Origin of the sequence: Acinetobacter sp. GFQ9D191M (assembly GCF_011174875.1) — a bacterium.
Taxonomy (GTDB): domain Bacteria; phylum Pseudomonadota; class Gammaproteobacteria; order Pseudomonadales; family Moraxellaceae; genus Acinetobacter.
Genome location: NZ_JAALGV010000072.1, coordinates 1 through 19,591 on the forward strand (window position 1 = coordinate 1; position 19,591 = coordinate 19,591).

At 36.9% G+C, this 19,591-nt stretch carries 17 protein-coding genes, 3 pseudogenes and 1 riboswitch; of the genes and pseudogenes, 5 read left to right on the forward strand and 15 right to left on the reverse strand.

Annotation, left to right across the window (positions count from 1 at the left end; translation table 11 throughout):
- Together G5T77_RS11180 and G5T77_RS11185 are read left to right on the forward strand one after the other, a co-directional pair.
- Nucleotides 1-95: pseudogene (locus G5T77_RS11180) on the forward strand (IS1595 family transposase); the annotation flags it as partial.
- 33 nt (nt 96-128) lie between these two features.
- A pseudogene (locus G5T77_RS11185) lies at nt 129-632 on the forward strand (OmpW family outer membrane protein); the annotation flags it as partial.
- A 165-nt stretch (nt 633-797) separates the two neighbouring features.
- Here the strand turns inward: G5T77_RS11185 and G5T77_RS11190 are convergent.
- The 8 genes from G5T77_RS11190 to G5T77_RS11225 all read right to left on the reverse strand — a co-directional run bounded on the left by G5T77_RS11190 (nt 798) and on the right by G5T77_RS11225 (nt 9,041).
- Complete coding sequence (locus G5T77_RS11190; protein WP_166137887.1) at nt 798-1,421, reverse strand: hypothetical protein; 624 nt, start codon at nt 1,419-1,421, stop codon at nt 798-800.
- A complete protein-coding gene (locus G5T77_RS11195) occupies nt 1,411-2,211 on the reverse strand; it encodes a DUF6502 family protein (RefSeq protein ID WP_166137890.1) in 801 nt (266 codons plus the stop codon). The genes G5T77_RS11190 and G5T77_RS11195 overlap by 11 nt, the downstream gene beginning before the upstream one ends.
- Before the next feature lie 667 nt (nt 2,212-2,878).
- Nucleotides 2,879-3,796, reverse strand: a complete 918-nt coding sequence (locus tag G5T77_RS11200) for a LysR family transcriptional regulator (RefSeq protein WP_166137893.1) — start codon at nt 3,794-3,796, stop codon at nt 2,879-2,881.
- 83 nt (nt 3,797-3,879) lie between these two features.
- Nucleotides 3,880-4,680 carry a sulfite exporter TauE/SafE family protein gene (locus G5T77_RS11205; RefSeq protein WP_166137896.1) on the reverse strand — a complete coding sequence of 267 codons (801 nt, stop codon included), beginning with the start codon at nt 4,678-4,680 and terminating at the stop codon, nt 3,880-3,882.
- A 43-nt stretch (nt 4,681-4,723) separates the two neighbouring features.
- Nucleotides 4,724-5,218, reverse strand: coding sequence for a flavin reductase family protein (locus G5T77_RS11210; RefSeq protein WP_166137898.1), 495 nt, complete (start codon nt 5,216-5,218; stop codon nt 4,724-4,726).
- Between the two features lie 97 nt (nt 5,219-5,315).
- A complete protein-coding gene (locus tag G5T77_RS11215) occupies nt 5,316-6,344 on the reverse strand; it encodes a methionine synthase (protein ID WP_166137901.1) in 1,029 nt (342 codons plus the stop codon).
- Between the two features lie 43 nt (nt 6,345-6,387).
- Nucleotides 6,388-7,386: a putative oxygenase MesX gene (locus G5T77_RS11220; RefSeq protein ID WP_166137904.1), complete on the reverse strand. Its 999-nt coding sequence runs from the start codon at nt 7,384-7,386 to the stop codon at nt 6,388-6,390.
- Between the two features lie 353 nt (nt 7,387-7,739).
- Nucleotides 7,740-9,041 carry an MFS transporter gene (locus G5T77_RS11225; RefSeq protein ID WP_067728744.1) on the reverse strand — a complete coding sequence of 434 codons (1,302 nt, stop codon included), beginning with the start codon at nt 9,039-9,041 and terminating at the stop codon, nt 7,740-7,742.
- A 443-nt stretch (nt 9,042-9,484) separates the two neighbouring features.
- Here G5T77_RS11225 and G5T77_RS11230 point away from each other — a divergent pair, with 443 nt between their 5' ends.
- Nucleotides 9,485-10,153: an epoxyqueuosine reductase QueH gene (locus G5T77_RS11230; RefSeq protein ID WP_166137907.1), complete on the forward strand. Its 669-nt coding sequence runs from the start codon at nt 9,485-9,487 to the stop codon at nt 10,151-10,153.
- Here the strand turns inward: G5T77_RS11230 and G5T77_RS11235 are convergent.
- From G5T77_RS11235 to G5T77_RS11260, 6 genes are all read right to left on the reverse strand, one after another.
- Nucleotides 10,150-11,541, reverse strand: a complete 1,392-nt coding sequence (locus G5T77_RS11235; protein WP_171523077.1) for a methylenetetrahydrofolate reductase C-terminal domain-containing protein — start codon at nt 11,539-11,541, stop codon at nt 10,150-10,152. The genes G5T77_RS11230 and G5T77_RS11235 overlap by 4 nt on opposite strands.
- A 109-nt stretch (nt 11,542-11,650) precedes the next feature.
- The gene (locus G5T77_RS11240) at nt 11,651-11,944 is read right to left on the reverse strand and encodes a hypothetical protein (RefSeq protein ID WP_075175391.1); all 294 of its coding nucleotides are present in this window, start codon (nt 11,942-11,944) and stop codon (nt 11,651-11,653) included.
- Nucleotides 11,945-12,103: 159 nt separating this feature from the next.
- Nucleotides 12,104-13,237 (reverse strand): 5-methyltetrahydropteroyltriglutamate--homocysteine S-methyltransferase, encoded by a 1,134-nt coding sequence (locus tag G5T77_RS11245; RefSeq protein WP_166137910.1) that lies wholly within the window; start codon nt 13,235-13,237, stop codon nt 12,104-12,106.
- A 343-nt stretch (nt 13,238-13,580) separates the two neighbouring features.
- Nucleotides 13,581-15,419 (reverse strand): TonB-dependent receptor, encoded by a 1,839-nt coding sequence (locus G5T77_RS11250; protein ID WP_166137913.1) that lies wholly within the window; start codon nt 15,417-15,419, stop codon nt 13,581-13,583.
- A 126-nt stretch (nt 15,420-15,545) separates the two neighbouring features.
- Nucleotides 15,546-15,696, reverse strand: a riboswitch (cobalamin riboswitch).
- 256 nt (nt 15,697-15,952) lie between these two features.
- Nucleotides 15,953-16,690: an ATP-binding protein gene (locus G5T77_RS11255; protein WP_075175388.1), complete on the reverse strand. Its 738-nt coding sequence runs from the start codon at nt 16,688-16,690 to the stop codon at nt 15,953-15,955.
- Between the two features lie 11 nt (nt 16,691-16,701).
- Entirely contained in the window at nt 16,702-17,448 is a 747-nt protein-coding gene (locus G5T77_RS11260) for a YdaU family protein (RefSeq protein ID WP_166137916.1), read from the reverse strand.
- A gap of 336 nt (nt 17,449-17,784) precedes the next feature.
- Between G5T77_RS11260 and G5T77_RS11265 the strand changes: the two genes are divergently transcribed.
- Together G5T77_RS11265 and G5T77_RS11270 are read left to right on the forward strand one after the other, a co-directional pair.
- On the forward strand, nt 17,785-18,033 hold the full coding sequence (locus G5T77_RS11265) for a hypothetical protein (protein ID WP_004730515.1): 249 nt from the start codon (nt 17,785-17,787) through the stop codon (nt 18,031-18,033).
- A gap of 219 nt (nt 18,034-18,252) precedes the next feature.
- Nucleotides 18,253-18,432, forward strand: a complete 180-nt coding sequence (locus G5T77_RS11270) for a hypothetical protein (RefSeq protein ID WP_166137920.1) — start codon at nt 18,253-18,255, stop codon at nt 18,430-18,432.
- A gap of 22 nt (nt 18,433-18,454) precedes the next feature.
- On the opposite strand, the pseudogene G5T77_RS11275 reads toward G5T77_RS11270, so the two are convergent.
- Nucleotides 18,455-19,591: pseudogene (locus G5T77_RS11275) on the reverse strand (type I restriction endonuclease subunit R); the annotation flags it as partial.

Consider the following 19,591-nt stretch of genomic DNA (forward strand, 5'->3'; position numbering starts at 1 on the left):
AAGAGTACTTTGATTATCATCTTAAAGAAACTGAATGGCGTTGGATGAGGGAACCTAATGAGTTAGCAACTGAGCTGTGGAACCTCATTAGGTAAAATTAAGTGTAAATCTGCTAGTCTAGAGCCAATGATATTCTCATTACTGACTTAGATAAATATGATACTGCTGCTTCTGCACGTGCTTGGACACCTGCACTTGAGGCGATTTATCACTTTGGCAAACCGGGTGTTAACAAGTTCCGACCTTATATCGGTGCCGGTGTCATGTTTGCTCATTACACTGATATTAAATTAAATGGCGGCGTTAAAAATGATCTGATTGCAGCTGGCCACATGATTCAAAATATCTATGATGGTGAAGCAGGAGCAGCGCTCGAGGGTAGAGTTTCAAGTGGAGATATCCAAGTAAAAACCACCGCAGATGATGCTATTGCACCTATCGTCTCATTAGGTTTTAACTATGATTTAAACTCTAGCTGGTATGCAACTGCTTCAGTTTCTTATGCAAAATTAAATAATAAGACCGATATCACGGTGACCAATAAAAATACGGGCGAGAAACTGATTCAGGCCTCTACCAAAATTGATGTCGATCCACTGATTTCCTATGTGGGTGTAGGTTATCGTTTTTAATTTTCATCAATTCTTATTTTAATTTTTTCAAGCACTGTCCCTTCTTTCCTTTGAGGCATGCATGATTATGCCACCACACGATCCGTGTGGTTTTTTTTGCATGTCACATTTGTAAGGCTTTCATTATTTCCTATGAAAGCCTTTTTTACTATTTATCAATATGAACTACTTTTCGATATTCTGAATTTCATAAGGAATAGATAAGTCTTCACAATCTTGGCCACTTGCTTCTAGAGGTAAGAATTGTGTGCTCATGCTATGTTTCAGTACGCCTTTTGATGTATGGTCAAATTGATACATCTGCTGATGAACATAAACCTTATTTTTTTCTAAAGTTGTTATTTTTTCCAGATCGCAATTCAAGGCTTTCACAGGCACCTTATCCCCAAGTTCCTGTAACTCGACTAAAAAGTGACATGATGGATGCAGGATCGTTTTAGGCTGCTCTGATTGATTTTCCCAACGGACCTGTAAAACGAGCTGATTCACAACTTCATCAGATGGTGTAATTTCAAGTGACTGATTTTCTTCTATCACTTCTAAAGTAGTCGGATCTAAAAATTGAAAAGTACGCTTAACACCCTGACAATCATCTGTTTTTGGTTTTGACAGCCAAATTGAGTAAGAATCCGTCAAAGGAACTCTCTCAACCACAATGTCCACGCCAGAAGGCGGTTTTCCTCCAGTTCCAGTTCCACCTTTTACCACACCTGCTGAAAACTCTTCTCCACAACCAGCCAACAATGTCGCGCAGACGATAGGCAATAAAAATCTTTTTTTATGTATCACTTTGATATATCCCTAAACAAAATGTCTGATTCGCATCAGATTTTCCTTCATCTAATTCACTACGTTCTAAAGCCAGTTTGAATAAATCTTCAGAATATTTTTTCCATAATTCCAGTGAATGCTTTTTAAGAATTTCAACTGATTCGCTCGTCAGTTCATCTGCTCGTATACTTTCTTCTAAAAAGCTCGTTTGTTCCGGGCAAAAAATATTATGTAAACCCGCTTGCATATGGCTTTGTAAATTATCGGTCAATAACTTGCGTATATCTTGCGAAGATTGATCCGGAATAAAACTTCTTTTCTCTAAAATGACTTGTTTTTTTTCCTGCCTGACAATTCCAAGACGCACCAATTCATTCAGTACCGATCTGGGATGCATTTCCTTTGATACCCTATGGACTAATTTTACAAATGAATCTTGATCAGGATTATGAAAAGGTAGCTGTTCTGGCCATTCTTCTGCTACCCATATCCCGACTACTCGGCCAGGAATATTCAATGCTTCCGTTTTGCCGGTATCAGTAATTAAGTAGCCATCTTCAATTGCTTGTTTGAAAGTAGTGATATCTTTACGGTGCAGTCCTGACAATAAGCTGATTGCGGATATAGTGGCTTTTTTCTCAAGAGCTTCCAGTTCATTCACGGCTTGTAAATAAAAAATAGGCTTTAAAGCGGCAGAAAACTCTGTATAGCCCACCCCAGAGCGAATAAGCCATTTTGTTAAATGGTTCATTAGCAACAAAACTTGCTGTAAATTAAATTCAGTATCATTTGTGGGTGAACTGCTCATAGGGTCAATATTTTCCCAACTTCCAAAATAAAAAAGTTTCTAAGGTTCCATATTTAAAGCTATTTTGATGAAGCTTAGAAAAAGAAAAGAATTTATCTTAAAATTTCTCACAATAATAATGAAATTTAATAAATATCTCGACTCGGAAGTCTCTCTATTTAAATACATATCTGGAAAATTAACCTTCATTCCAGTTTTTAAAATTATCCATTCAATATAAAACCTATCAGCAATTATCAATCATTATTCGCCTTTGAATAATTAAGTTTTAACTATGATTAATTAAATACTTTAAGTAATCAGCTAATATTAAAAAACTTTTTCATCTTAAACTGAATTTGGTAAACGCTTAAAATAAACATGTAGCCAATAAAAAAGCCACTTATATAAGTGGCTGATTTATAAAAAGAATTTTGGTGGAGATGGCGGGAGTTGAACCCGCTAAAGCTTAACTCTATCAAAATCTATCAAATATAATTGTTTGTATTTTCAATAATTTATATAATTTCATTTGATAGTTTTTGATAGGATTTAAAAAAAGTGTGGCAAAAAATGTGGCAATTATTTTTTACCCAATGTGAACCCAAATTTGATTTAGTGCATTGAATCATAAAACTATTATTGTCTAAATCCCCCTAGGATAATGCAATGATAAAGACTCAGAGAACTAACTGTAGTAAGAGATTCTTTTCTTTGAGAATCGCTCAAGCTGCTTTAAGAAACCATCAAAGTAATCTTTGTCTTTTTCATCCGTTCTAAAACCAGCATATAAGGTACGACGTAAACCTTCAGGTGCAACACAATTAAGACGTCGTGAAGTGACCCAACCTTTTTGCTCATATTCATTCACCACCCAATCAGGCAATGCGGCAATACCACGACCGCTAGCAACAAGTTGAATCAACATTTGGGTTAAATCTGTAGTTCGAATATTTTTCGGCTGAATATTTGCAGGAATAAATAGCTTCGACATGATATCTAAACGATGTTTATCCACTGGATATGTAATAAGCGTTTCTTCAGCTAACTCTTGAACAGTAATGTGTTCTGCACGCACCAATGGATGTGTTGTCGATAAGACAAGTCGAGACTCATACTCAAACACTGGAAAGTATTCAACACCTTTCAAAGCAATCGGATCTGCAGTAATCAATAAATCAAATTCGCCATTTTGCAATAACTCATGTGGATTTTCTTCAAATCCTGATGCAAAATCCAAATCGACATCGGGATATTGAATACGGTATTGATTGAGTAAGGGCATGAGCCAATCGAAACAACTATGGCATTCAGAAGAAAAAGTAATCCGACCAGTTTGCCCATGAATAATACGGGTAATGTCGCTTTGTGCAATTTGAACTTGTGGCAATACTTCATCGGCCAATTTCAATAGACGTAAGCCAACATTAGAGAAACTGATAGGACGTGTACGACGATTTACTACTTCTACACCAAACCATTGATCTAGCTCTCGCAACTGGTGAGATACAGCCGAAGGAGTCAGACATAGTTCACCTGCTGCTGCAACCAATGAACCGTGCTCTCTCAAGGCTGTCAGTGTTTTTAAATGTCGTATTTCTATCATGTAAATCCCAGACAATAACTATAATGTTAGAAAAGCCCACACTGAGTGAGCCTGTTCTTCATATCAAATTAATTGAATATCTCTTAACTCAACCCTTTAAACAGGAAAAAGCATCCAACGATACTCAACAATACCGAAAAACATTTTTTCAGCATTTGCGGTGATAAAGCATGTGCCGCTTTTGCACCCAACTTAGCTGTAAAGAAACTCATCAGGCTAATGCCTAAGAATGCGTAAGTATGTACATAGCCGATACTGTTAGGTACAGCAGCATGCGCTTTCACTCCAAAAAGCATAAAACCTAACGCACCTGCAATCGCGATGGGTAAACCACAGGCAGCGGATGTTCCCACTGCCTTTTGCATGACGACGCCATAACGGTTGAGATACGGGACGGTTAAACTGCCACCACCGATCCCAAAAATAGCTGAAGCCACTCCAATCACTGAACCTGCAGCAACCTGTTTACCGGTTGAAGGCAGTGTTCTACTTGAGTCCACGACCTTTTTAGCCCCCATGAACATAGTATATGCCACCCAAATCAAGAATAAACCAACGATGAGTTGAAGATGTATTCCTGAGAGCCATCCCGCAATCGCAGCTCCGGCAAAACAGCCAATCGCCATCGGTGGCGCCAGATTTTTAAATACCGGCCACATCACTGCACCATTTTTATGGTGTGCCATGAATGAACTGATTGATGTCACAACAATGGTGGCTAATGAGGTTCCTAATGCCAAATGCATGATCACATCAGGACTGTAGTCCATCTGAGTAAAAACAATAAAGAGTAATGGGACGATGATCGTTCCACCACCAACACCAAATAACCCTGCTGCAAAACCAGCAAAAGCACCGATGATTAAAAAGGTTATAAGTTCCACAATAGACTAACTTTTAAAAAGATGAAGGAATTAAGGCATTGGGTTAAACGTGTTCCAATTGACCCACTTGATGATAAGCACGGTTAAAATACACCAGACTTTCTTCTTGATCGCTTTGTTGAACTTTAAGAACACGACACATGAAAACACTGTGTGTACCGACTTGCTGAATATCTTGAATCTCACAGTCAAAACTGACCAAGGCATCTTTCAAAATAGGTGAACCAGTTTCCATCGTACTCCAATCACCGAGTTTGAAACGATCTTCTGAGCTGAATTTACTTGAAGCAAAAGCATTTGAAAGCTGTTCATGCTGAGTACTTAGTACGTTTACAGCCAAGACTTTATTTTCAACAAAATGGGCATGTGAACGGGAGGATTGATTCATACAGACTAATAACATTGGCGGTGTATCCGTCACGCTACATACGGCAGATGCAGTAAATCCATGCATACCTGTTTCACCCGAAGTCGTAATAACATTCACTGCTGTGGTGAGTAAAGACATTGCATTTCTAAAGTCTGTTGCTTCAATCATCTCTTTCATCTCAAATGTATAATCACGTGCTTTTGCTTAGAACAGGACAAATGATTCAGTCACCATTTACCCTGCTCAGCATCAAACTACGTTTGATTTAAGCCTCTAATTCTTTACGAACAATGGCAGCACCTGCACTTAACGCCTCAAGCTTGCCACGTGCAACATTACGAGATAAAGGTGTCATACCACAGTTGGTTGAAGGATACAGCTTGTCTGCATCAACAAATTGCAATGCTTTACGTAAGGTATTTGCGACTTCTTCTGCAGTTTCAACTTGATTGGTTGCTACATCAATTGCACCAACCATGACTTTTTTGCCACGAATCAGTTCAATTAAATCCATCGGTACACGTGAGTTTTGGCACTCTAACGAAATGATATCTAGCTTTGACTTTTGTAATTTAGGGAAGGACTCTTCATACTGACGCCATTCATTACCCAATGTTTGTTTCCAATCCGTATTTGCCTTGATGCCGTAGCCATAGCAAATATGGACAGCTGTTTCACATTTGAGTCCTTCAAGCGCACGCTCTAATGTCGCAATACCCCAATCATTTACTTCATCAAAGAACACATTAAATGCAGGCTCATCAAACTGAATAATGTCGACACCTGCCGCTTCGAGCTCTAAAGCTTCTTGATTCAGAATTTTGGCAAATTCCCAAGCCAATTTTTCACGGCTCTTGTAGTGACCGTCAAAAAGTGTATCAATCATGGTCATCGGACCAGGCAACGCCCATTTAATCGGTTGATTGGTTTGGCTACGTAAGAATTTAGCATCGTCTACAAATACAGCTTTTTTACGTGATACTTCACCGACCACTGAAGGTACGCTTGCTTCATAACGGTTACGAATACGCATGGTTTCACGCTTTTCGAAATCCACACCTTCAAGATGTTCAATGAACGTGGTTACGAAGTGCTGACGGGTCTGCTCGCCATCACTGACAATATCAATACCCGCAGTCACTTGCTCATGAAGTGATAATTTTAAAGCATCACGTTTTGCTTCCAATAATTCTTCACCTTCAAGTTTCCAAGCAGACCATAATTTTTCCGGTTCTGCCAGCCAAGTGGGTTTCGGTAAGCTGCCTGCTGTTGATGTTGGGAGTAAAATAGCCATAGTCTTCTTTCTCTAAATTTGTATATCGTTAAATTGTGTCAGCTTAAGCAGCAGTATCTTGTTGTGCTGTTTCAACTTTAAAATTGGCTGCCCATTCATCAAGAATGTCTTTATAAGGCTTAATAAAGTTTTCTTCGGTCCATTTCCCTTGTTTCACTGCCAATTCGCCACGTTCTACACGGTCATAGACAACACGAGTCAAAGAATAATCGCCATAGCTGAGACTTGGTTGATATTCCACACCTGCAGGTGAATTGGTGTTGTAAATTTCAGGACGATAGATTTTTTGGAAACTTTCCATGGTCGCAATCGCACTGATCAATTCAAAATCAGTGTAATCACGTAATAAATCACCTGCGCAGTAGAATGCGAGCGGTGCATTGGCACCTTGAGGCTTAAAGTAACGAACACTTAAACCCATTTTGGCAAAATAGGCATCGGTACGTGAGTAATCGTCATTGGTATATTCAACCCCGAGTACTGGATGCACATTGGCTGTTTGGTAATAGGTTTTCGTGGTTGAGATACTTAAACAAATCACTGGGTTTTGCTTAAATTCTGCTTTAAATACGTCTGAATTCACCAAGTGTAAGTACAATTTACCGTGTAGATCACCAAAGCCTTCAGGTTGCTCATTGAACTTACAACCATGTGCTGGCAGTACCACGCTGAAGTCATAATCACGCACAAAAGAAGAAAAACTGTTACCAATCATACCCTCAAGACGTTCACCGGTTTTATGGTCGATCACGGTGCTTTTTAAAGTTTCAATGAATGGGAAAGTTTGACCATTACCTTCAATATCAATCGCCGCTGAAATAATATCAATTTCAAGTGAATAGCGATCGCCTTTAGGATTATCTACAGTTGCAAGGCTATTGAAACGGTTATTGATCATCGCCAATGTACGGCGCAGATTTTCTTGGCGGCTTTCACCACGGGCCAAGTTAGCAAAATTCGTGGTTAAACGGGTATTGTTTGCTGGTTCATAGTTTTCATCGAAACGAATGCGTTTGATTGAACATGCAAATTTCTGACTCATGGAGATTGCCACCTAAAAAATTTTACAAAATCTAAATTTCTGAATGGCTTTATTTAAACGTGAATCATAAAATGAGTAAAACGATATAAATTCAGGATAAGATGAGTAAATCTCATGTTGATGTTTTTTTAACATGCAATGGATGAGATCGCCTCATCAAATATCCATATTGAAAGATCAAGTGTTGGACACGTATTAAATAGAAATCGAATGCATCTGTATATCGATACAATGATGAACATTTAATGATGAGAAAACGAGTTGGGATAAGGTGTATCTGAGTTGTGGGCTTATTCATTTTAAAATATACGATTGAATAAGCCCGAAATTGAGCATCATGTGCAATAAAACAATCAGCTCATAATGTTTTCATTTTTTGTTTCACGAATACACATGAAAGCACATAGAGAAACACCTGCCGCGATAGATAAATAATATCCCACAGCATGCAAACCATAATTTTGAGCCAATTGAGTTGCAATCAAAGGGGCAAATGATGCGCCTAAAATACTACCAAAATTATAAGACAAGGCTGTTCCTGTATATCGAACTGAAACAGGGAAAATTTCAGACAAAATGGTCCCAAGTGGTCCATAAGTTAAGCCCATAATACTTAAACCAAGGCACAGGAACACCAATACTGATAATACGTTATCAGCAACAAAAAATGTTGAGAAGAACAATCCAAAGATCATGGTCAGAATACAAATGGCAATGGATGTTATTTTTCTACCAAACTTCTCAGCGGATAATGCAGAGATAGGAATACACAGACCAAAACACACTGTTGCAATCAGTTGGATTTTTAAAAAAGTATCTCGACTATACCCTAATGCGGTTGTCCCCCAATTCAATGCAAATATCGTCATCAAATAAAATACAACCAAGGTACATACTGTCGCCAACATACCCAATACCACTTTTCCAATATGTTTGGTGAGCACATCCTTCAAAGGTACTTTAACTGCTGATTGCTTGTTTAAAACATTTTGAAAAGCTGGAGATTCGTGTAGTTTTAATCGAATATATAAGCCAACGAATACTAGCAATGCACTTGCAATAAACGGAATTCGCCAGCCCCATTGCATAAAGGCTTCATCTGATAAAAATGCACCTAATAATAAAAATGAGCTTGCCGCAAGAATAAAACCAATTGGAGAACCGAGCTGTGGGAACATGCCATACCATGCACGTTTACCCTTTGGTGCATTTTCTGTGGCGAATAATACCGCACCACTCCACTCGCCACTCAAACCAAGCCCTTGCCCTAAACGACACAATGCTAACAAGATGGGTGCAGCCACACCAATTTGTGCATGGGTCGGTAATAGTCCGATGCAAACTGTAGAAATCCCCATTAATAGCAATGCAGAAACGAGTGTGGCTTTACGGCCAATTCGATCACCAAGATGTCCAAAAATAATAGCGCCAATTGGACGTGCGATAAATGCAATTGAAAAAGTGGCTAAAGATTGCAGTAATGCGGCACTACCACTACTTTCAGGGAAAAATAAATGCGGGAAAACCAGTACAGCAGCCGTGGCATAAATATAAAAGTCGAAAAATTCAATTGTTGTACCTACCAGACTCGCAAATAAAACACGTGTTTTAGAATTTGGATTGACCGTGGAGGTGTTGTGTTCTACATATTCCATGAAAGACCATCATCATTCGATAAAAAATCAAAAGATATAAATAAGTCGGCTCTCATTTATATTTGTACAAAAAAAATGATGACGGCTTAGATATACACTGAACAAAATATGTTTAGAACCCGATTCAATTTTTTTATGACTTTTAGCGAAATTTAAGTATTCAAATTAATGAGCTATTTTTAGCTTTTCCAAAGAAAAAATAGCTCAGCCTTCAATTTTAAAATTTGGCTTCATTCAATTGATTTGTTTAAGCTCTAATCATATTTCACCAGTGCAATTTATACCCACACCAATACATGAGTAAAACGATATTTCCTCACCAAAAGATGAATTTAATTCACAACTTACATCCTGAAGATCACTCATTTAAACATGAGCAAAAATCACCTTAACCATGAGATTAGATTGTTAAGATGTAGGGTTTAGATTTAAGCCCTATTTCCATGTCAAATAAACTTGAACGTCAAAAACTGACTCTCCCAGAAGGTCATGACAAACTCCTGCTTCACTCCTGCTGTGCGCCGTGCTCAGGTGAAGTGATGGAAACCTTGATTGAATCAGGTATCGACTTTTCAATCTTTTTCTATAACCCAAACATTCATCCTATTAAGGAATATATTATCCGTAAAGAAGAAAATATTCGCTTTGCGGAAAAGCATAATATTCCGTTTATTGACTGCGATTACGACACAGATAATTGGTTTGCACGTGCGAAAGGTATGGAAAATGAGCCTGAAAAAGGCATTCGATGTACCATGTGTTTTGATATGCGTTTTGAACGTACAGCCCTGTATGCCGCCGAAAATGGTTTTAGCCTCATCAGTAGCTCACTTGGCATTTCCCGTTGGAAAGATATGAAGCAAATTAATGACTGTGGTCATCGCTCTGCTTCACATTATGACGGAATATCCTATTGGGATTACAACTGGCGTAAAAATGGCGGTGCTGTTCGTATGCTTGAAATCAGTAAAAAAGAAGAGTTCTATCAACAAGAATATTGTGGTTGTGTGTATTCCTTGCGTGATACCAATCGCTGGCGTATGAGCCAAGGACGTGATCGCATCAAACTCGGTGTAAAATTCTATTCAAATGCAATGGATGACGAGACTTAAGCCTCTGTTGCCAAGTACCAATTTTTCCAAGAACTGGTTCCACGCACTTCAATGGGTACAGTTGGAATCAGTTGTTGTTTTAAAAGCTCTGTTTGCCCTATTGCCTTGGCAAGTCGCGCTTTCACCGAGTGAATACACTCCCGATCTCCAAATTCACAGCGGTCTAAGGTAGTCCCCCCACAAGGACCATTCGCCAATCCTTTTGGACAGGTTTCAGGACAGATATATAAAGTATCTCCTAGCCTGCATTGACCACAGCTTTCACAGCCCACAACGCCATGCTTAGAGATAAATTCAGTTTTCAGTAATGCTTTTGCAGCAGGTGTATGCTCCCAAAATGAGGCTTTAAAAATAAAGCGTCCGATACCCTTGGCAATTTTGGACTCAAACAATGCCTCATGCATGAAATGTAGTTGCTGATATTTAATCAACTGACTGGATGTCGGCTGACGGGAGTAATAAGGCAATTCTGGCATGAACTCTTTTCCAGTCTTCACTTGCCATAATGAATTCCAGAGAGCTTCAAGTGCATTCAAATCCAGATGCCGATATTGTTCTATATAGCTTTCCAAAAGCATCTGCTCTTCAGGCTTGTAACAGGCTGAAAGGTGAACTCCGGCAAACCCAAGATGTTTACACATCAGGATCTGTAAAGCACAGCGTAAATGAACCCGATCACTCAACCCATCCTGTTTTTCCTGAGCCAACACCCCTAACATATAGGGTGTAATCACAATACCAGCGACTTTATTTTTCACCATAAAATTGGCACGAGCAAAACTCAGCGGCATAACACAAGCAAGTATTTTTTGTTGGTAATGATGACGATTTAAAAAAGCCTTTACTTGTTTTAAAGCATCCATGTCATACCCTAATTGGGTAATAATAAAATCTGCGCCTGCCTTCATCTTTTTGTGTAGTTTTAGATATTGTGCGTCACGCTCAGCTTCAGCATATTTGAACGGGTTAAAGGCCACACCTAGATGAAATCCACCACGGCGCTTGGCTACCATCACGGCATTCACCGATTCTAGATATCGGGTACGTCCAGATTCATCCCCCCCATAACTGTGCTCTTTGAGCTTATCGCCTGTCAGCAATAAAAGATTCTTAATATTGGCTGATTTGGCTTGATCTAAAAATAATTCAAAATCCTGAATATCTCGATCTTTCCCAGAAAAATGCAGAACTTTATCGCTCGATTTTGAATAATGCTGACTAGCCTCAAGCGGTGCCATATCATGGTCTGAATGGACACGGTCAGCAATTGCAATAAAAGCTGAGAAACCCGCAATATCTTGTGCTACATGTTGAGTTTTAGATGAAGTCAAATATTCAACTAAAATACAAAATTTATAATGTTCTAAGTGTTGAAAAAAATTAAGCATGTCCCTTGATTAACCAAATATCCTAAAGCTAAAACATTATTTAAAATTCAGGAAAGAACATGTCATTGTAGATAAATACAATTTGAATGTTCTCTCCTGTTCACATTCTTTATTTTCTTTTAGCTGAGCTGATTTTAATTTGACGCCTAAGCGTATTAATTTTTTGCTCAAGTAGCTGAATGATCAGATCAGAACCGCTTATCCAATTGTCATGATCCTGAAATTTCACATCATCTTTTAGAGCCGTTTCTGATTGAGCACCATTTGTATTTTTTCTAGATATCTCGAAACCTAGAATACTACTTTCCGTAGAACGTATTACCTTTAACACACTAAAATCAATTGGGTTATTGGTATTTGTCATTCGACATACTCGACCAATAAACTCTTTATCCTTTAACATCTTTACTCTCAAACCACTGGATAACTTACTTAAAACTTTTAAACATACTGATTAATTTGAATATCTTGCAAAAGGATTAATTAAAGCATTTACAGTTATTACCAAGGCAATAATACGCATACTTTGACTGATCACTTTTACAAGACGTAAATGATGAAATTAAGGCCAGAACTTTTTTGCGACCTTATTCATTAACTTAATTTTTTCCCACTGGGTATCATAGGAAATTTTGTTGCCCTCTTCCGTTGAAGCAAAACCGCTCTGGAAACACAGCCCTAATTGTTCAATAGGTAAAAATTGAGTTGCCTCATCGATACGTTGGAAAATATCTTCTTCACTTTCAAGATATTCTTTTTTAGATGAAATTAAGCCTAAAAAAACCTCTGCTTCGGTATTCTTGAGTTTCGAAATAGGTTCAAATCCACCTGCACGATCTGTATCAAATTCCAATAGAAAACGGTCAATATTTTTTAGCTTTTTAAAAATATACTCAGAAACAAAGTCATAATTCCCTTGATACAACCAGCTCGAACTGAAGTTGCCACGGTCAATATGGAACGATACAAATAAGTCTTCAGGCTTATCTTTGAGTGCAACATTGAGTATTTCTACACCTAACATTGCCAAGTCATCAGTTGACATGCCAGAGCTGATTTCACTTGCTCTATATTCTTCATCACTTAAATATGCCCAAAACTCATCATTCAGTTGTAAATATCGACAACCTTCTTGGTAAAGCGCTTGAATTGCTTCTCGATAAGATTGCCCAATATCTGCAATATAGTCATTGATACGATCTGCATAGAACCGATTGTTTCTTAAGTGTGGAAAAAGCAACATAGTTGGACTTGGTATGCAATATTTAGCAGTTGCAAAACCTTCAATTGCTTTATGTAGATAACGATAATGAATCAGACTTGTGTGTTCTTCTGACCAAGCAATTTTCCCTGTGATACGGATGTCAATCGGTTTACTGATCGCATCTTTATATTTCAATCCATCACGTGTTTTGTAGCTTTCTATGCCTTGCAATTGCTCAAGAAAATCGAAATGCCACCAAGTACGGCGAAAATCACCATCTGTCATAACGGTACAATCTAGATCAAGCTGAATATCGATCAGATTGTCAATTTCTGCATCTTCAACCTGTCTTAATGTCTCTTCATAAATGACCCGATCAGCAAAGTCGTAACGTGCTTTTTTGAGTTTCAACGCTCTTAAAAAACTACCGATATGTTCCACCTTATTATTCGCATATTGAACCTTCGCTTTAGGAGATGTATTACTTTGCATAGATAAACCAAATAAAAAATGACTTCTGAGAAGGTCACTTTATAAAATTAGAAGTGTCGTTAATCGATATTTCTTTCAACGAAAAGAGAATGCTGTATCAGTATTTCAGTTTATGAATGAAAAACCAGACGACGAATCGTCTGGTTTTTCATGTGCACTACATTCAAAACGGGAGTATTGAAGGTATAACAACAAAACTTTACTGGTGTTTGATTAGCTAAACTTAGATAGAATAAAACTATAAAAAACAATAATAACAATGAATTATAACTGTTATTACATATGCTTTTACTGAAGGATTTTCACGCATAAATGAAGATCCCTCAGTTTCCAATACGAATTATTATTTCATCGCATAACGCAAGGTCACCCAAGCAGTACGACCATCTTGGTTGTAGCCTTGGGTTGTTTGATATTCTTTATCAAACATATTGGCTAATTTTGCTTGAACCGAAAGTTCTGGAGTAGCTTGATAAGTTAATCGTACATCAGCTGTTGCAAAAGAGCCCATATATGATTTGTTATCAGCACTATAACGCTTATCCTCTGCGTGTACAGCACCACCTACTATCCATTTATCAAAATTATAATCCGCACTTAAATTAAGTATTTGCTGAGGAATATTAGTGATTTGTTTACCTTTATTATCACCACTACGATTTTCAGGCTCTTGATAAGTGTAATTTATATTCCAATCGAATTGACCTATTGCCTGACCTAACTCTACCTCTATCCCTTTAATTAATGCCTTATCAACATTGATCGCTGGCCAACCTACAATCATTTGGTCAATATCATTACGGAAACCATTCAATGCCCAATTCACATTACCTATATTACCTTTAAAACCGAGTTCAATATTCTCTGATTCTTCTGGCTTCAAGTTAGGATTTCCACCACCACCCCATTCATCTTGAGGGTAATACAACTCATTAAACGTAGGTGCTCGGAATGCTGTACCATAAGAGACATACGTCTTTAGAGCTTCATTCACTTGGTAACCAAGCGCTACATTCCCTGTTGTATGATCACCATACTGCTCGTTGTCCTCTAGACGCAATGCAGCCTCAATATCAAAATTATTAATATTTCCTAAATATTGAGCAAAATAACCAAAATTATCTCTACTTTTTTTGTCAAAAAGTGAAGGGCCATTAACCCCACTGATTTTATCTTTTAAATAATCAGTTCCTAAAACTAAATTATGATTCTTATTAAATGCTAGTGTGTTCAACCATGAAATTGTTTCTTTTTGGGTTTCATAGACATTGTCTAAACCTGTTTTAATATATCCTTCCTGTTTATCTTGGGAATAACCAACCTTCAGTTTCGTGTTCCATAGCTGGTTGGCTTGATAATTAAGGCCTACACCATATACAGATTCAAGAAGTTTAGTATAAGGCTCTTGACCTGAAGTCCAGGTATTATCAATTTCCGTTTCACCTTCAATATGTAAGGCATTCATATCTACAGATAATTGATCGTTAAATTGATGTCCAGCATTTAAAGATACTGAATAATTTTCATAACCATCTTTATCTGTTTCTACTGGAGCGGCAGTTGCATCAAGGCCTTGGGTTTTCATTCCTGCAACACTTAAATTCGCCCAATTCTTATTATTTTTAATGTTCAGGCCAGCATTAGCCTTATAAGTTTCATGAGAACCGTATGTAAGCGACGCAAATGGCTTAATACCTTCTTGCGTACCTTTACGTGTAAATATTTGAATTACCCCACCAATAGCTTCAGAGCCATATAGGCTTGAACGAGGACCTTTTACTACTTCAACTCGTTCAATTTGCTCAATAGGGAGAAATTCAAATGAAGATGAACCTGCAGTAGCTGCATTCCAACGCTGACCATCTACTAATACAAGCACATGTTTAGAATTTGTACCACGAATAGAAACACTTGTTTGCTTGCCATACCCACCGCTATTAGTGAATGTTACCCCTGGTACAGTACGTAATAAATCTTGTAGAGAGTTAAACTGCTTTCTTTCGATTTCTTCACGTTCAATCACTGTTACAGCAGCTAACGTATCAGTATTTGCTTGCTCAACCAAGTTAGCAACGACATTAATTTTAGGAAGTTGGAAAACAGTTTTTTCTGCTGCCATTGCCATAGACAATGGAGATAAGACTAACAAACCACCTAAAGCGATTGTATACATTTGATTCATGATATACCCCAAAATTTCGCACCGCCCGTGCAAATATAAATGTGAAGCGCGCGGACGGATTTTGGGTAAGCAATACCAACTCAATATAATAGAAGTATGCAATCCCTTCTTTAACGCCCGCCGCATTAGTTAGGTTATGCAACAGGCCGGTCTCCGGACTTAAGGATATTGAAATAACCTATTCACCGTTGCGGGGGCAGTGTTAGCTTACAATTTAAATTGTACTAACTTCCCAGTTTCACTTCTCTATGGAAGCACCTGAAGCAGGTGAAGAGACTAAGACTATGTCCTTGCTAAGTCAAACGCTTTCTGATTATTCGTATTACTCTCATAAAGCTAAATTTTCTAAGGAATATAGGAAGTAATAATATTTAAGGTCAACTTAACCTCCATATCTAATTAAAAGATGTCTACAAAATTGGTGGCTATTCAAACTCACTTTTTTATATAATCAGATAATTAATATACTTACAAAGTACTATCCAAATTTTAGGTGATCACCAAAGCAACCACCTTTAATTGATAAAAAGCAGTTAGACAAATTTATTTGCCCTTCGATAATCATCCCATTTAAATTCTAGAACAGTAACCCTATCTTCATTAAGTCGTGACCATAACCTAAAACCTAAAGTATCGATAAGTTCATCTTCTTTTAGATTAGAAATAATAATCGTGGGTTTATTTAAATCATAACGCTTCAAAAGTACCTTATCGACATAATCCTTATGATGCTCTTTTTGATCATATAAACCATATTCATCTACGATAAGAAGATCATAACTTGATATCTTCTCGATTTCTTCAGTTTCAAAAAATTCTTCATTTCCCCAATTCTCAACAAATAAACACCCTAAATCAAAACTTTTCATGAATTTGACACTTATACCAGCTTCATTAAGTTCCTTTGCCATAGCACAAGCTAAATGTGTTTTACCTGTCCCTTCTTTGCCAATTAATACTAAATTTTGATAATTTCTTTCTTTAAAATTATTTGTTAGATCAACCATTGTATTTAATACTTCTTTTTGAGACCTATAGGTAAGATTATAATTATCAAAAGAAGCATTAATATGTCTTTTCGGAATACCGATATCCATAAATTCTACGTGTTTTCTCCTTCTTAAAAAATCTTCAGATGGTAGTGAATATTTAGGTCTTTCATTATTTTCTTTTTGAATACACTCTTTACAATAATGGATAGGCCCAAATTTACTCATAGGAATATGGTGAATATCACAATACGTATCAAGTGTTTTGATTAAAGTATTCATTTTCATCACTCCTACAACTTCTCAAGATTTTCATCTTTTTTCCAAGGGCTTTCCCCTTTTCGTTTTACTTCTTGCTTTTTATCATTTATTTTCTCCTTTTGATTTGTTATCCAAGAAATAAATTTCCCCATAAGTTCTGTACCATCAAGCTTTCCTTTAATAATTTGTAATCGATAATAAGCCAAAAATTCAGGTTTCCTTTTTTTAAAATCAGTATCTGTGATAGTTGGTAATCCTGATATTTGGAGATATTGATTTACCGTATCAATTGTTGGGTTCCATAATTTTAATAAATCTTCAACTGAACAAACTTCTAAATTTAATTTTTGGTTCTTGGATATTGGTTGCTGGATCTTGGATCTTGGATCTTGGTTAGGATCATCTGATGAACATCCGTTATTCTGTTGTTCATCAGATGACTGATGTTGACCTTTCCTTTTCGCAGCAGAAGCCTTTCCAGCTTTAGATAGATTAAATAGCTTTGCTCGATACTCCTCGAGTTCCTTGTCACACCTCCTGTTATGATAGTTACCATCTCGCAATTCAAAAAATTCATCAAGGATACTCATTGCAATATTTTTTTCTTCTTCACTTTTACATAGAATTTTTCGGAAAATCCTATCAAGCTCATCTGCAGAAATCGGTTTTTCAGTTTCATAATAAATATCTAATAAATCTCGATATATTGCTCTCTCGATAATACTTAGATGACGGGTTGAACTATTAAAATCACCAATGTGAAAATTGAAATAATTCATTTTTTCTCTTTAACCTGTTAAATAAATTATCTCAACATTAATCCATCTAAGAAAACGAAGATTGATTTCATATAAAAAATCGAAAAATTGTTTTTTTATACTGTAGGAATTAAGGACAAACGGTAAATGTGGTAAATGTGGTAAATGTGGTAAATGTGGTAAATGTGGTAAATGTGGTAAATGTGGTAAATGTGGTAAATGTGACAATATTTAAAAACCCTGTCAATTTCTAAATATTAACCAAAAAAAACTATTTCACTTTTCAATGAATTTTAAATAACAATAATTGGCAATACATAATTCTGTGTATTAAAATTCATCCAAATAGGTGAAAAAATGAAAAATATTGATATCAATAATTTAAACCGTATCGCTTTAAAAATAATTGAATTATTTATTGAAGATGATTTAGATGAATCCTATATAAATGGAAAAATAAAAGATTTTAAAAAGCAAAATAGATATGAAACATTTTATTGGGCTTTATATAATTTAGATTCAATAAAAACACCTGCTTTATTAAGATATTTAGATATTGACCAACAAGAATATCTAAATGCAAAAGAATTATTTAGAAAGCTTTAATTTTTAAACCTCTTGCGAAAGTATCATTTTTGACTATTTTAGACTTTGATATTTATTTAAAAAATCAACGCTTATCACTGATTAAATTTTGACTAAAGCAAGAGGTCTTTTGTTAGTAAATAATTTTTAAGGTTTATATAAATGCAAAGGTAATCCCCCCTAAAAATAATTGAGTTTAAAAGTAGAAAATCGAATAACTTTGATTTAAGAAGATTTTCTATGAAAACATCTAAGTATTCAGATAGCTTAATCATTGCGATTCTAAAGCAATCGTGGAATGTAGGTGGTGGCCGTTTAAATGAAAAATATCGTTCATGGAACTATTGGCAACCATTCTCTGCTACCGTCTTAAAAATGTTAGAACAAATGCACACACCCAACGATGTAAAGCACTACTAAAGTGCTTTACTTCTTTAGCGAGTTAAAACCCCACATAAAACTTTTCAATCAGTTTCCGGGTCTTGACCAGCAAATTGCTAAACACGTTCTCCCGCTCAAACAGCTTAACCTTATAGTTTGGTAAGTCCTTCAACTCTTCTTTACGTGGTAGGCGTTTGGTGAACTCATAATGCTCCAGAACCTGCTTCATGGCTTCTGGTTTCAGGTTTTCCTCGGCACAGAGATGCTGATAGGCCTGTTCTTTTTCAGCATCCCAGAATTCAGAAAAAGCCGTTTGGACGCTCTGCCCGTTAATCATCTTCGGCATGTTTTCTTCAATGAACTTCTTAATCAGTTCCTGCTTGTCATGCAGGGTAACGTCATTACCGATCAGATCATGCACCTGTGCTTCGTACTTTTTACGTTTACCTTCATCATCACTGTTAACAGCCAGTTGAAGCAAGTTGATGATATAGCCGACATTGATGCGGTCACTGTGCAACAAGTCCAGCTGGAAATCGACATCATCTAGCACCGACACTTTTTCTTTTTTAGTGGTCTTACGTACATCACGACATAGATCGGCATACTTGGAAGCAAAATTGGCAAAGTGCTGTTTATCCAGTGCGGTCTGATTCTGGTCGTATTCAATAAAGGTCTGTAGTTGGGCGTTGTAACGCATCACTTCACGGAAGGCTTTAATAAACTCCAGCTGCTGATCTTCCGTAATGAGATCATCTACACTTTGATAATCAGGCGTGATCTTGAGCAACTTCTGAACAGCGGACTCATAATCCTGTTTAATTTCCTCATAGCTTGGTACTAGTACCAATTTTTGCGCTTCTTTATTGGAAAACAGAGCTAGAGCTTCATCCGTTGCACGTTTCAGGTTACGGAAACAGATGATATTGCCAAATGGTTTTTTATCATTGTAGACACGGTTGGTGCGAGAGAATGCCTGGATCAGACCATGGTATTTCAGGTTCTTATCGACATACAAGGTATTTAGCGGCTTAGAGTCAAAGCCCGTGAGGAACATATTGACCACAATTAGAATATCAATCTGTCTGTTTTTTACGCGCTGTGCAATGTCGCGGTAGTACGCATAAAATTGATCACCAGAATTGTAGTTGGTTTTAAACTGTCGGTTGTAATTGGCAATGTAGCGATCCAGCTTATC